11 protein-coding genes are annotated in these 13501 nt (G+C 64.4%); 7 read left to right on the top strand and 4 right to left on the bottom strand.

The window, feature by feature from the left end; genetic code table 11:
• Nucleotides 1-95: 95 nt before the first annotated feature.
• Entirely contained in the window at nt 96-2630 is a 2535-nt protein-coding gene (locus tag NKH43_RS14605; protein WP_352858769.1) for a mechanosensitive ion channel family protein, read from the top strand.
• A 229-nt stretch (nt 2631-2859) separates the two neighbouring features.
• On the opposite strand, the gene msrA is transcribed toward NKH43_RS14605, so the two are convergent.
• From msrA to NKH43_RS14585, 4 genes are all read right to left on the bottom strand, one after another.
• Nucleotides 2860-3588, bottom strand: coding sequence for a peptide-methionine (S)-S-oxide reductase MsrA (gene msrA / locus NKH43_RS14600; RefSeq protein ID WP_352858767.1), 729 nt, complete (start codon nt 3586-3588; stop codon nt 2860-2862).
• Nucleotides 3589-3665: 77 nt separating this feature from the next.
• Nucleotides 3666-4001 (bottom strand): hypothetical protein, encoded by a 336-nt coding sequence (locus NKH43_RS14595; RefSeq protein ID WP_352858765.1) that lies wholly within the window; start codon nt 3999-4001, stop codon nt 3666-3668.
• Between the two features lie 79 nt (nt 4002-4080).
• Nucleotides 4081-4806, bottom strand: coding sequence for a DUF1223 domain-containing protein (locus NKH43_RS14590; RefSeq protein ID WP_352858763.1), 726 nt, complete (start codon nt 4804-4806; stop codon nt 4081-4083).
• 342 nt (nt 4807-5148) lie between these two features.
• Nucleotides 5149-6198 carry a TadE/TadG family type IV pilus assembly protein gene (locus NKH43_RS14585; RefSeq protein ID WP_352858761.1) on the bottom strand — a complete coding sequence of 350 codons (1050 nt, stop codon included), beginning with the start codon at nt 6196-6198 and terminating at the stop codon, nt 5149-5151.
• 158 nt (nt 6199-6356) lie between these two features.
• On the opposite strand from NKH43_RS14585, the gene lepA reads away from it, so the two are divergent.
• From lepA to NKH43_RS14555, 6 genes are all read left to right on the top strand, one after another.
• Nucleotides 6357-8162 carry a translation elongation factor 4 gene (gene lepA, locus NKH43_RS14580; RefSeq protein WP_352858759.1) on the top strand — a complete coding sequence of 602 codons (1806 nt, stop codon included), beginning with the start codon at nt 6357-6359 and terminating at the stop codon, nt 8160-8162.
• 147 nt (nt 8163-8309) lie between these two features.
• Nucleotides 8310-8834, top strand: coding sequence for a hypothetical protein (locus NKH43_RS14575; RefSeq protein ID WP_352549613.1), 525 nt, complete (start codon nt 8310-8312; stop codon nt 8832-8834).
• A gap of 264 nt (nt 8835-9098) precedes the next feature.
• On the top strand, nt 9099-9473 hold the full coding sequence (locus tag NKH43_RS14570; RefSeq protein ID WP_502906480.1) for a hypothetical protein: 375 nt from the start codon (nt 9099-9101) through the stop codon (nt 9471-9473).
• 526 nt (nt 9474-9999) lie between these two features.
• Nucleotides 10000-10623, top strand: a complete 624-nt coding sequence (locus NKH43_RS14565) for a CDGSH iron-sulfur domain-containing protein (protein WP_352858757.1) — start codon at nt 10000-10002, stop codon at nt 10621-10623.
• 97 nt (nt 10624-10720) lie between these two features.
• Complete coding sequence (locus tag NKH43_RS14560) at nt 10721-11095, top strand: endonuclease domain-containing protein (protein ID WP_352858755.1); 375 nt, start codon at nt 10721-10723, stop codon at nt 11093-11095.
• A gap of 177 nt (nt 11096-11272) precedes the next feature.
• Nucleotides 11273-13300, top strand: a complete 2028-nt coding sequence (locus tag NKH43_RS14555) for a hydantoinase/oxoprolinase N-terminal domain-containing protein (protein ID WP_352858753.1) — start codon at nt 11273-11275, stop codon at nt 13298-13300.
• Nucleotides 13301-13501: the final 201 nt, after the last annotated feature.

Raw genomic sequence — 13501 nt, 5'->3', positions numbered from 1 at the left:
TCGCCGGCGCCGGCCGAAACAGAATATTCATCTTCAAGCGGAATAACCTTCTCTGGCCGGCCCAGCAGAATCGCCGGCAGAAGAAGGGCAACAGAATGACCCCCTTTTTTGCGGCGAGACAGGATCGGCTGTTGCTGATGCTGATCCGGACGGTCGCGCTGGTCGGCGCACTCGCGCTTGCAGGCCTGCTGCCGGCCATGCCGCAGGCGCATGCGCAGGACGCGGCCAGCTGGACCGGCGTGTGGGACACGAAATGGCGCGGCGGCGGCGCCCAGATCAAGTTCGAGCAGACCGGCGCCGACGTAAAGGGCGTCTACCCGCTTTACAGCGGCCGTATCGAGGCGAAGGCCGAAGGCGACAAGCTTGTCGGCCACTGGTTCGAAGGCGACCGCCAGGGCGCCTTCACCTTCGTCCAGTCGCCCGACGGCGAAAGCTTCATGGGCCGTTTCGATGTCGCCACCGCCGAATGGTGGACAGGCGTGCGCGTCAGCGCCGTCGAGGACGTCCGTGTCGACCAGTCGAGCCCGATGAGCACCATGCGCTCGTTCCTGCAGACGATGAACGAGAGCGGCGCCGACAACGTGCCGCGCGCGACCGGCGGCGGCATGGGTCTTGCCGGTCTGGCAGCGGGCCTCGTCGACGTCACCGAGGCCGACCGCGGCGGCCTCAACATGCCCGATTACACCAAGCTCCTGTTCACCGTCATCGACAACGCGACGTTCCGCCTGTGGAGCCTGCCGCATGATACGATTGCCGGCGACGAGGTGACGGCGACGCTCCCGCAATATGGCACCAGGGTTTCCTTCGATCTCACCTTTCGCCGCAAGAATGGCGAGTGGTCTATCGTCGGGCCGCCACTTGGCCAGCTTCAGGCCAAGCTCGCCGAATTCCAGGAAGCGCGTGGCGAAGCCGTCGACATGGTGGACGATCCGAGCAGGCTCGCCTCGCCACGCGATACGTTCAAGGTACTGTTGAGCGGCCTCACCGAGGCCGGCGATCCGGCACAGGCGGCGCTCGACCTGCGCAACTACAGTCAGGCGGTGCGCGGCGACGAGGCGTTCCTGCTCGAGCGCTATCTCAAAAAGGTCATCGACCGCATCGGCTATGTCTACTGGCAGGAGATCCCCGACGACCCGAAGAGCAACACCCCCTTCATCTATTTCGAGCATCCCGCCGGCAACATCGTCATCGGCCCGGTCGAGACCGAGAAGGGCAAGATCTGGCAGTTCACGCCCGAGACGCTCGCCCACATCCGCGCGCTCTACGCCGACGTGGAAGACGTGCCGGTGGCGCCGGAGTTCGCTGCCTTCGCCAGCACCGACCCGTTCTTCATCGCCCGTGGCCTCGCCCGCGAGATCAGCCCCGGCCTGCTCACCCGCGCCGGACCAATGGAGCACTGGCAGTGGTGGATGCTCGGCCTTGCCGCAGTGGCCGGCATCGTTTTCGGCTTCATCGCCAATGCGCTGATTTCCTTGATTGTGCGAAGGACGGACAGCTCGGCCTTCTTCCGCATCGTCGAATGGGCGGTGCGTTCGATCGTGCTTGGGTTCTTCCTGCTGTTGACGCTGCGCCCGCTCGGTCTGCCGCAAGTGGTCGCCGCCCCGGTCAAGGCAATCGCCTGGAGCCTGATCGTGATCGGTGCCGTGCCGGTGGTCTGGCACCTGATCGGCAAGGTCGCCGAACACTATCGTGGACTGTGGCAAGTGCCCGGCTACCACGACACGCTGATTTCGCTGTCCACCGGCGTCGCGCGCGTCGCCGTGCTGGTCGTCGCCTTCCTGCTGTTGGCCGAAGTGCTCGCCATTCCCTACGAAGGCGTCATTGCTGGTCTCGGCATCGGCGGTCTGGCGGTGGCGCTGGCGGCGCAGCCGACGCTGCAGAACTTCCTCTCCGGCCTGACGCTCTATGCCGATCGGCCGGTCAGCGTCGGCGACTTCTGCAAGTTCGGCGACCAGTCCGGCACGATCGAGCATATCGGCATGCGCTCGACACGCATCCGGTCGCTCGACCGCACGATCATCTCGGTGCCGAATTCGGATTTCGCCGGCATGCAGATCGAGAACTACGCGCATCGCGACCGCACCCGGTTCGCGACGACGCTGCAGCTGCGCTACGAGACGACGCCCGATCAGCTGCGTTACGTCCTGGCCGAGCTGCGCAAGCTGCTGATCGCCCATCCGCGCGTCATCGACGAGCCATGCCGCGTGCGCTTTGCCGGCTTCGGCGCCTATTCGCTCGACATCGACGTGTTCACCTACGTCAAAACCGCCGACGTGGCCGAATTCCAAGCCATCCGCGAGGACATCCTGTTGTCCATGATCAACATCATGGATGATGCCGGCGCGCAGTTCGCCTTCCCTTCGTCACTGGAATACAGAGCCACCGATCTTGCGGTCGACGACGAAAAACGCATCGCCGCGGAGAAAAGGGTCAGCGATTGGCGCGAGGCGGAAAACCTGCCTTTCCCCGAGTTCAGCCAGATCGACAAATTTGCCCTCAACAACACGCTTGCCTACCCGCCTCGGGGCTCGGCGCATTATCGTGAGACAGAGCCCGACCCGGACTCGGCCGAGGCAAAGGCGACGCTGGAGAAAGTGCGCTGGAGCCTGCCCTGGAAAAAGGGGGTTTAGGTCGTTTGCGCAGAGGCGTCGGCGATCCTTCGCGCCCCCCTCTGGCCTGCCGGCCATCTCCCCCACAAGGGGGGAGATTGCAGCGTCGGCGCCGGCTCCCTCCCTCCAACATCGGTGGTTGGCGAAAGCCGCGGGACATCCAATCTCCCCCCAAGTGGGGGAGATGGCCGGCAGGCCAGAGGGGGGCGCTGTCCCGCCGACGCTTCCAGTTTAGGCAGGCCCCAAAAACTCAGCTCTTGTTGGCGGCCAGCACCAGCACCGGCTTTTCGCTGTAGAGATTGGGGAACAGCCGCTTCAGATTCTCGACCTTGGGCAGATCATTGTAGACGATATAGGGATAGGTCGGGTTGAGCGTCAGAAAGTCCTGGTGATAGTCCTCGGCCGGATAGAAGGTCTTGCCGGTCTCCAGCGTCGTCACGATCGGCTTTGCAAACACCTTGGCCTTGTCGAGCTGGGCGATGTAGCTTTCGGCGATCTTTTTCTGTGCGTCGTTTTCGGCAAAGATCGTCGAACGGTACTGGGTGCCGCTGTCCGGGCCCTGGTAGTTCAGTTGCGTCGGGTTGTGCGCCACCGAGAAATACACCTGCAGCAGCTGGCCGTAGGTCACCTCGGACGGGTCGTAGGTGATCTCGACGGATTCGGCATGGCCCGTCCGGCTGGTGCCGACCATTTCATAGACGGCGGTGTCCTTGTCGCCGCCGGCATAGCCGGAAACGGCGCTGGTGACGCCGTTGACGTGCTGGAACACGCCTTGCACACCCCAGAAGCAGCCGCCGGCGAAGACCGCCTTTTCGGTGCCGGCGGTGGCTTTCTCGTCCATCGCCGGCGGCGGGATCACCACCGCGTCTTCGGCCGAGACTGCCGGCGTCTGCCAGAACACGGCAGCGGCGGCCGTGAGGATGAGCGCGGCAAGTGCTGCTTTTGCGAAAATCGACGATCGTTTCACGGCTCCGGTCATGTCTGATCTCCCATGATGCTGGTTTGGATTATACGACGGATAGGTCCGCCGGGCTCTCACATTGCTGTGCGCATCGCCTATTTGGCCGGAGCCATGGCATCGCAGGCCTTGGTCGCTTCGGCTTTCTTCATGGCGTCCGTCTCGGCGGCGGCCTTGTTCATGCAGTCGGCCTTCATCGGATCGCCCGCCTTCATCGCAGTCGTGGCCATCGCGTCAGCCGCCATGGCGCCGGCCGGCTTCATGGCATCCGTTGCCGGCTTCATGGCGCCCGTTGCCGGCTTCATGGCATTTGTCGCCATCGCCGGCTTCATCGCATCTTCGGCCCGCGCAGCGCCTCCTGCGAACAGCGCCGTCGAGCAAAGTGCGAAGGCGAGTGCCGCCAGGGTCGGGCGATTGGTCAAACGATTGGTCATGATGATCTCCTTGGGTTTGGCAGGGATTGATCGCATGCGGCGGCGCCGCTGCGGCGTTGCGCAAATTTCGGAACGTGTTCTAATTCGCTGCGGCAGCAACGATCGGCCCGCCGCCCGGCACCTGCACCAGCACCGCTGTGCTGAGGCCACCCGTCGCCGCCGGCAGTGGCAGCGCGGTGGCGTCGCCGGTCCAACTGCCCAGCCTGGTCAGCGAATGCACGACATTGGCGTGCGGCAGCGTGCGGCCGGTGTTTTCGCCGCGCGCCACCGGCACCTCGACGACGCCCTTGCCGTAACGCACCAGCCAGACGTCGGCCCTGCCGCCGGGCACCGGACCGGCGCCGATGCTGATCTTTCCGCCGGCGAGCGACAGCGAAGGTCCGTCACCGTGGCCGCCGCTCGAAATCAGCTGCTCGATCTCGCCCGGCCTGGCGCCGACGGCATCGGCCCTGCCGTTGACCACCACTTGCGGCGTGAACGGGCCGGAACGGCCGAGCGACGGTTCATAGCGGACCTGGCGCTGCGTGAATTCTTCTTTGCCGAATGTGTCCTTCCAGCCGAGATAGTCCCAGTAGGTGACGTTGAAGGACAGCGCCAGCACGCCGGGCCAGTCCTTGACCTTGATCAGATTGGCGTTGGCCGGCGGACAGGACGAGCAGCCCTGGCTGGTGAACAGCTCTACGACGGTCAGCGTCTGGCCGGCGGCCGCGCTGGTTACCGAAAAACCGATTGCCGGAAACAAAGTCGCGGAAAACAGTGCCGCGGCGAGCCCCATCAGGGCTGTGCTTCGTTCCGATCCGGTCATCGCTGTTCTCCTGTGCGGTTCCATGTCCACACTTCGCCGCCGACACACGGTTCGTTACAGCATCACCGCTTCGTGATCGTTCGCAGCTCTCCCTTCTCCGCTTGTGGGAGAAGGTGGATCGGCGCGAAGCGCCGAGACGGTTGGGGTGCTGGAACAAATGAGGCGTTGGCGTTTCCTGGAACACCCCTCATCCGACCGAGCTTCGCTCGGCCACCTTCTCCCACAGGGGCGAAGGGAAGACGGTCGCTCGCAACCAACACGTCACCCGGTGTGACCGGGCGGCGGTGTAATGGACGGGCAGCCTAAGCGGGCCGAAATGCCCTCGCACTCAGCTGCGGCGGCCTATTGCGTCAGCAGCGTTTCCGATGCCCGTTGATTGAAGGCGCACTTGCCCGTCACGCCATAGAAGAAGTCAGCGTTCGAGATGGCGGCCGGTACCGGATTGCCGCCGTCTTCCCAAGCCTGTGCGCTGGTCTGGCCACACGGCACCAGCGAAAAAATGTCAACGGTTGTGCCGCTCGCAATCTCGACGCCGTCGGCGTAGAGCCGGTTCGATGTTGCCGGGTCGTTCGATTTGAGCACGGTTGGATTGCCTGACGGCACATCCATCCGCAGATATAGCTGGTCCATCAGGCTGACATCGATCACCGCGCCGGCACCATTCGCGGGGTACATAGTGTTGACGCAGGTCGTAGCGTATTTCCTGGTACCGCTCGTCTGGGTGATCGTGGTGGTGGGCAACCCATAGAAGCTGGTCACCGTGGTGGTCGTGCATACTTGCTTCTGGACCAGCGTCTCTGTCGTTCCGTTGATCGTGTAAACGCTCGACGTGCCGTAGCCCTTCGGATCGCCGTAGCCGTTGTATGTGTAGACGATCTTCATCAGCTTGTTCGCATTCGTCTCAGTAAATTTGGTCCCATAGAGCGTCATCGTCTTGTTCCAATAGCCCGAGACTTTGTCGACCTTGAACGTGGCCTCCACCAATGCCGGCCGCTTTGTCACTGCCGACGCAACGCCGACCTGCACCGTGTTGATCCTGGCGATCTGCATGAAATTCGTCGGCATGGCAAAGCCGGCCGAAGCCTTGATGCTGGCGGCGCCGTCGGTGGCGACGACGAAGCTGTCGAGCTTGGCCGTGCCTTGCCCGCCATTGGCCAGGTATGCCTCCTGCAGTTTTACCTGGCGGTCCGCCAGTGAGGTGTCCGTCGCAAGCGTCGTGATCGACAGCGACGCTGCATCGAGGGCGTTCTGCATCGATGCCCTGGTTGAAACCGCAGAGGTATAGTCGATGGAAAAACCCAATGCGGCAACCATCGGGATAAGCAAGATGGCGAGCAATGGCGCGAACGAGCCGCTCACCGATTTGAGAAATTTTCGTGCTGACAACGGCATTCCGATCCCCCCGAAACGGCGATGGCCAGTGGGCTATCACGCCGGGCGCGAACTATGCTCTAATCTCATGGATCAAAGTTTAACGACTTTGCCGCCCCGCCGCCGCACCCGCGCCCCGCCGCTTGCCGATGTAGCGTGCCCCTGCTAAAGCGCGCCGCATGACCACGCCGATCAAAAACATCCGCAACTTCTCCATCGTTGCCCATATCGACCATGGCAAATCCACGCTTGCCGACCGGCTGATCCAGTCGACCGGCGGGCTGGAACTGCGCGACATGAAGGAGCAGGTGCTGGATTCGATGGACATCGAGCGCGAGCGCGGCATCACCATCAAGGCGCAGACGGTGCGGCTGAAGTACCACGCCAACAATGGGCAGGACTATATCCTCAACCTGATCGACACGCCCGGCCATGTCGACTTCGCCTATGAAGTGTCGCGCTCGCTCGCCGCCTGCGAAGGTTCGCTGCTGGTCGTCGACGCCTCGCAAGGCGTCGAGGCGCAGACGCTGGCCAATGTCTACCAGGCGATCGACAACAACCACGAGATCGTCGTGGTGCTGAACAAGGTCGACCTGCCCGCCGCCGAGCCCGAGCGCATCCGCGAACAGGTCGAGGAGGTGATCGGCATCGACGCCTCCAACGCCGTGCTGATTTCGGCCAAGACCGGCCTCGGCATTCCCGACGTGCTCGAAGCGATCGTCAACGATCTGCCGCCGCCGCGCGAGGGCGACATCACGGCCCCGCTGAAGGCGATGCTGGTCGACAGCTGGTATGATGCCTATCTCGGCGTCATCGTGCTGGTGCGCATCATCGACGGCGTGCTGAAGAGGGGCCAGACCATCCGCATGATGGGTACCGGCGCCAGGTACCTGGTCGAGCGCACCGGCGTCTTTACGCCGGCCCGCATCAATGTCGACGAACTCGGCCCCGGCGAGTTCGGTTTCTTCACCGGCTCGATCAAGGAGGTTGCCGACACCCGCGTCGGCGACACTATCACCGAGGACAAGCGACCGACGGCACAGGCCCTGCCCGGCTTCAAGCCGGCGCAGCCGGTGGTGTTCTGCGGCCTGTTCCCGGTCGACGCCGCCGATTTCGAGGATCTGCGCGCCGCTGTCGGCAAGCTGCGCCTCAACGACGCGTCCTTCTCCTTTGAAATGGAAACCAGCGCCGCACTCGGCTTCGGCTATCGCTGCGGCTTCCTCGGCCTGCTGCATCTCGAAATCATCCAGGAGCGGCTGGAGCGCGAATTCAATCTCGACCTCATCGCCACCGCACCTAGCGTCGTCTACCGCCTGCTGTTGAACGATGGCACGGTCAAGGAACTGCACAACCCGGCCGACATGCCCGACGTGGTCAAGATATCGGCCATCGAGGAGCCATGGATCCGCGCCACCATCCTCACCCCCGACGACTATCTTGGCGGCATCCTGAAACTCTGCCAGGACCGGCGCGGCATCCAGGCGGACCTATCCTATGTCGGCAAACGCGCCATGCTGATCTACGATCTGCCGCTCAACGAGGTGGTCTTCGACTTCTACGATCGGCTGAAGTCGATCTCCAAGGGCTACGCCTCGTTCGACTATCATTTGACCGACTACAAGGAAGGCGACCTGGTGAAAATGTCGATCCTGGTCAATGAAGAGCCGGTCGATGCGCTGTCGATGCTGGTCCACCGCACGGCGGCGGAAAAGCGCGGCCGCCAGATGTGCGAGAAGCTGAAGGAGCTGATCCCGCATCATCTGTTCAAGATCCCGATCCAGGCGGCGATCGGCGGCAAGGTCATCGCCCGCGAGACGATCTCGGCGCTGCGCAAGGACGTCACCGCCAAATGCTACGGCGGCGACGTCTCACGCAAACGCAAGCTGCTCGACAAGCAGAAAGAGGGCAAGAAGCGGATGCGCCAGTTCGGCAAGGTGGATATTCCGCAGGAGGCGTTTATCCAGGCGCTGAAGATGGGCGATTGAGCGGGTCCGTTCCCGATTTCGAGCTGACCGAACCGCCTCCCGATGCGATCAAATACGCGCCGGCCAATGCCCTTCGCTTTAGGCAGCGGGCCGCCATTGGAGAAGGTCCCGTCTTGAAGTATCCTTGAGCTTGGAAGGGAGGTCCCGATGCGTCCCGCCAGCCCTGCTATCTCCGACACGATCGCCGCGATCGGCCTTGCCATCGGCGGCGCGATGGGCCTCGTCGGCACCTTCGTCGAGAGCGCGTCCCTTCGCGAAACACTCTGGACGATCGACGGCGTCGCACTGGTGGTAGCAACCGCGCTGCTGACGATGAAATATCAGCGGCTGGGCAATGACTGCGTGGCGGCCGGATTTCTGACCTTTCTCGCCGGCGAGAGCCTGCTGCTCGCCGGCAATGCGGCGGGGCTTGAGGCCAGCGTGCCCTCCTATGTCGGCGGTATCTCGCTCTGGGCGGCGGCGCTGGTCATGGTCAGCGCGCCGAAAACCTTCGCCCTGTGGATGCGACTCACCGCTGTCGTGGCGGCTGTGCTGTTTGTCGTCTCAGTGGGCCTGATCCTGTGGGGCGCGCCTTTGCTGCCGACGTCGGCGCCGCTGCCCGCTGCCGGATATCCCTTCCTGGTGCTCACATTCATCGGCTGGATATGGACCCTGCTGAAGCCCGATCGTTGAGCCTGGTCGGACCGCCCCCTCTCCGGCCGCTTCGCGGCTCCCCCACTTTGTGGGGGCGAGGAACCCAGGTCTTGTGAGACTTCGGCGATTGGCATTCCTCGCCCCGGGGAAAGGTGGTTTGCGAAGCAAACCGGAGAGGGGTCTTGCTTGGCAACGCTGCGCCTTTCGCTACGCAAAATGCCTCACCCCCTTCCACCCATCCCGCCGCCATGCCATGTTCCCCGTCGCGGCCGGGCAGGCCGTTTCATTCCGGGGGGAATCATCATGTTGTCTTACGCTTTCGCGCGCCGCGTTGCCGCTGCGCTGTTCATCGTCGGATTGTTTGCGCCCGTCGCGCATGCCGGCGATGTCACGTTCGAGATCAAGAACAGCCATCCCAACGCCATGCGCGTCGAACTGTACAGCCAGGACCGCGACCATGTCTGGCCGGGCAACAATCAGGATTATTATCTCAACGACGGCGAGACCAAGTCGATCCCGCTGTCCTGCAATGACGGCGAATCGATCTGCTATGGCGCCTGGGTCGATGGCGACGACAGCACCTATTGGGGCGTCGGTCCCGGCAACACGGAAAAATGCGACGATTGCTGCTACACCTGCAGCGGCGGCGAGACCGAAGAGATCGATCTGGCTCCGTGAGTTGCCTGCCTGCCTTGTTGGGGGCTATCGCACACCGGCAAGTGCTCCCTCACCCGGATTGCCAACCGAATTGCGAAGGGGAATTCGGGGCAATCCGACCTCTCCCCGAGGGGAGAGGAGTCGCCTGCACTGGCGCCAGCCTCTTCTCCCCTCGGGGAGAAGGTGGCCGCGAAGCGGCCGGATGAGGGGGACTCCCGTATGCGATTGCCTCACCCTTGTGGGCCAGGTGGTCGTACAGAGGCCATAGCAGCGGAGCGCTGTCCCGCCAACGTCGGCCGGCAACGCCGGAATTCAAAGCTGAAACAAAAAACCCGCCTCGGTGGGGCGGGTCGTTGGAGCCAATTGGCACCATAGTCAGTTTTGTAGCATAGCTGCCGGCACAAAGCAAGAACAAAATGTGGTGCTGCGAGCAAAAAATGCGAATTCTCTTCCCGCCGCGCCCGAGGTCGGCCCTCAAGAGGGGGAGAATGCTGCCTTGACGTCGTCCTGGCCGTCGCCATAGCGTAGTCCGACAGGAGGCCCACCCATGGCAGTGGTCGAAGGCGAGAACATCGACATCGGCTTTTCGGGAAAACGTTGCATCCATTCGCGCAACTGCGTGCTTGGCGATCCGCATGTTTTCGTGCCCAACGCGCCCGGCCAGTGGATCCATCCCGAGGCGGCTAGCGTCGAGAAGATCGTGGCGCTCGCCGAAGGCTGCCCGTCCGGCGCCATCACCTATGTCCGCAAGGATGGCGGGCCGCAGGAACAGCCGCCGGTGGTCAACATTGTGCGCATAAGGGAAAACGGCCCGCTGGCCGTCCATGCCGAGATCGTGCTGGACGGCGAAACGTTTTATCGCGCCACGCTCTGCCGCTGCGGCGCCTCGGAAAACAAGCCGTTCTGCGATGGCAGCCACGCCAAGGCGGGCTTCACCGCCACCGGCGAGCCGCCGCTGAAGGACACGCCGGCGCTGGAAGCGCGCGATGGCCCGCTCACCGTCACGCCGACGACCAACGGCCCGCTCAAGCTCGAAGGCAATCTCGAAATCGTCACCGGCACCGGCCACACGGTCGACCGCACGCAACGCACCTTCCTCTGCCGCTGCGGCCACTCCGCCAACAAGCCGTTCTGCGATGGCAGCCACAAGCGCGTGGGGTTTGTCGGGTAGGAGGGCTGTGCCGCCAAGCGGCCAATCTCCCCCCAAGTGGGGGAGATGTCCGGCAGGACAGAGGGGGGCGCCGTAGAGCGCTAATTTCAGCAGTACAATGCCTCATACGCCATTGCCTCCAAAACACCGCGCAAATGCCCGATCGATGCGTAAGGTCATGACCTCTGCTGAATTGAAGCTCTGGAACGAGCTTCGCGCGCACCGGCTGATGGGGCTTGGCTTTCGGCGACAACTTCCGATCGCCGGTTACATTGTCGATTTCGCCTGCCCGGAGCAGAAGCTGATCGTCGAAGTCGACGGCTCCCAGCATACCGAAGCCGATGCTGTTGCCAGAGACGAAGCAAGGACAGTGCGCCTGGAACAGGATGGCTGGACCGTTCTGCGCTTCTGGAACGACGACATTCTCCGCGACATCGACAATGTCTGCCAGCATGTTGTGATTGCGGCTGGCCTGGGGCGTGCGTCTGAATGACCGGCCGGAGCGGCTTGTAACCACGGCAAGGCCGGCGGGACAGCGCCCCCCTCTGGCCTGCCGGCCATCTCCCCCACGAGGGGGGAGATCGAACTCCCATCTTGGCCCAGCCATCGCGGCTTTATCGATCGGCCGGTATCCGCTAAGGGGCGGAGACGAACTCTCCGGACCCAAAATATGACTACCAAGACCAAACCCTCCCCCCTGTTCCTCGGAATAGACACCGGCGGCACCTACACCGACGCCGTGTTGTGGTCTGAAGCCGGCGGCCCCGGCGGAAAAGTGCTGGCCAAGGCCAAGGCGCTGACCACCCGTCACGACCTGGCGGTCGGCATATCGGGCGCGGTCGATGCGGTGCTGCAAAAAGCCGGCACCGACCCGGCGGCGATCAAGCTGGTGTCGATGTCGACGACGCTTGCCACCAATGCGCTGGTCGAGGGCCAGGGCGGGCGCGTCGCGTTGGTGATGATCGGTTTTGCCGAGGGCGACCTTGCCCGCGACGGGCTGAAGGCGGCGCTCGGCACCGATCCGGTGGTGTTCTGCCCCGGCGGCCACGATGTCCACGGCAATGCGGCGAGCCTCGATCTGTCCGGGCTGGAGGCAGCTTTGCCGGAATTGGAAAAGTCGGTGTCAGGCTTTGCCGTCTGCGCCTATTTCGCCACCCGCAATCCGGCGCACGAGCTTGCCGCCCGCGACCTGATCCGCGACAGGACCGGCCTGCCAGTCACCGCCAGCCACGAGCTGTCGGCCAAGCTCGGCGGCCCGCGCCGGGCGCTGACGACATTGCTCAACGCCCGGCTGATCTCGATGATCGACCGGCTGGTCGCGGCAACCGAAGGTTTTTTGGCCGCGCGCAAGATCGCCGCCCCGCTGATGGTGGTGCGCGGCGACGGCGCGCTGGTCTCGGCCGCCTTTGCCCGCCAGCGGCCGATCGAGACGATCCTGTCCGGCCCGGCCGCCAGCCTTGTCGGCGCCCGCCACATGACCGGCCTCGACAATGCGGTGGTCTCCGACATCGGCGGCACCACCACCGACGTCGCCGTGCTCGACAAGGGCCGGCCGCGGCTCGATCCGGAAGGCGCGACCGTCGGCGGCTTCCGCACCATGGTCGAGGCCGTCGCCATGCGCACTTTTGGCCTCGGCGGCGATTCCGAAGTGGCACTGGAGGACGGCGCGCTCAGCCCGAAAATCCTGCTCGGGCCGCGCCGCCTGGTGCCGCTGGCGCTGGCCGGCATGATGCATGGCGACGCGGTCACATCAGAACTGGAACGCCAGCTGCGCGCACCCAATTCCGGCCGCATGGATGGCCGCCTCGCGGTGCGCACCGGCGTGCCGGAGCGGCTCGCGGCCGGACTGACCGGTGCCGAAGCCAAGCTTTACGAGCTGATCGGTGCCGTGCCGCAGGCTCTCGACAGATTGCTGACTTCGAATGCCCAGAACGCCACCTTGAACCGGCTGGTGTCGCGCGGGCTGGTGCATGTCGCCGGCTTCACGCCGTCGGATGCCGCGCATGTGCTGGGCAGGCAGGCCAATTGGGATCTGGCTGCGGCGCGTCTGGGTGCCGAGCTGTTCGCGCGCAGGCGTGACGGCCGCGGCCAGTTCATCGCCGCCTCGCCGGAGGCGATCTCGGAACGGGTGCTGACCACGCTGACCCGCCTGTCGGCGGAAGTCATCCTCGAGACCGCCTTCGCCGAGGATGGGCTGGATGGCGCGGCGACCGTCGCCCACGCGCTGGTCCAGCGCGCCGTCGACGCCCATCCCGGCATCGCCCGGCTCAGCGTCGCGCTCGACCGTCCGGTCATCGGCCTCGGCGCCTCGGCGCCGTTGCACTATGCCGGCCTGGCCGAGCTGGTCGGCAATGACTGCGTGGTGCCTGAGGATACCGATGTGGCCAATGCGCTCGGCGCCGTCGTCGGCCAGGTCCGGGTTTCGGCCGAGGCGCGGGTCAGCCAGCCCAAGGAAGGGCTGTTCCGTGTCGCCTCAGGCGAAAGCGTGCGCGATTTCAACGACGAGGCGGCGGCGATCGCCGCGGCGGAGAAAGATGTGCGCGCTATTGCCGCCGGGCGGGCGAAGGACGCCGGCACCGACAGCGCCGAGATCGAAATCGCCAGCGAGTTCCGCGTCTCCACCGTCGAGGGCCAGCGCATGTTCATCGAGGCGCATGTCGTGGCGGTCGCGTCGGGCAGGCCAAGGATGGCGGTGTGATTAGCCGATCTCCCCCCTCGAGGGGGAGATGTCCGGCAGGACAGAGGGGGGCGCTGTCCCGCCAACGTCTCAGTCTTTCGCGGTAACACCTCAGACTTGCGGCTGGTCGTAAATGGCAAGGTCGGCGATCCTTCACGCCCCCCTCTGCCCTGCCGGGCATCTCACCCACAAGTGGGGAGATTGGCAGCTCCTGCAACGGCG

This window comes from Mesorhizobium sp. M1163, from assembly GCF_040318415.1.
Taxonomy (GTDB): Bacteria; Pseudomonadota; Alphaproteobacteria; order Rhizobiales; family Rhizobiaceae; genus Mesorhizobium.
Note: the sequence above shows the minus strand (reverse complement) of the source record. Positions and strands in the feature narration are given on the sequence as shown.

Bases quoted from the DNA above. Each gene is read 5' to 3' on its own strand.
- NKH43_RS14565 (WP_352858757.1), top strand. From the start codon at position 10,000: ATGGCAGTGGTCGAAGGCGAGAACATCGACATCGGCTTTTCGGGAAAA.
- NKH43_RS14570 (WP_502906480.1), top strand. From the start codon at position 9,099: ATGTTGTCTTACGCTTTCGCGCGCCGCGTTGCCGCTGCGCTGTTCATC.
- NKH43_RS14590 (WP_352858763.1), bottom strand. From the start codon at position 4,806: ATGACCGGATCGGAACGAAGCACAGCCCTGATGGGGCTCGCCGCGGCA.
- NKH43_RS14555 (WP_352858753.1), top strand. From the start codon at position 11,273: ATGACTACCAAGACCAAACCCTCCCCCCTGTTCCTCGGAATAGACACC.
- NKH43_RS14575 (WP_352549613.1), top strand. From the start codon at position 8,310: ATGCGTCCCGCCAGCCCTGCTATCTCCGACACGATCGCCGCGATCGGC.
- lepA (WP_352858759.1), top strand. From the start codon at position 6,357: ATGACCACGCCGATCAAAAACATCCGCAACTTCTCCATCGTTGCCCAT.
- NKH43_RS14595 (WP_352858765.1), bottom strand. From the start codon at position 4,001: ATGACCAATCGTTTGACCAATCGCCCGACCCTGGCGGCACTCGCCTTC.
- NKH43_RS14605 (WP_352858769.1), top strand. From the start codon at position 96: ATGACCCCCTTTTTTGCGGCGAGACAGGATCGGCTGTTGCTGATGCTG.
- NKH43_RS14560 (WP_352858755.1), top strand. From the start codon at position 10,721: ATGCCTCATACGCCATTGCCTCCAAAACACCGCGCAAATGCCCGATCG.
- NKH43_RS14585 (WP_352858761.1), bottom strand. From the start codon at position 6,198: ATGCCGTTGTCAGCACGAAAATTTCTCAAATCGGTGAGCGGCTCGTTC.
- msrA (WP_352858767.1), bottom strand. From the start codon at position 3,588: ATGACCGGAGCCGTGAAACGATCGTCGATTTTCGCAAAAGCAGCACTT.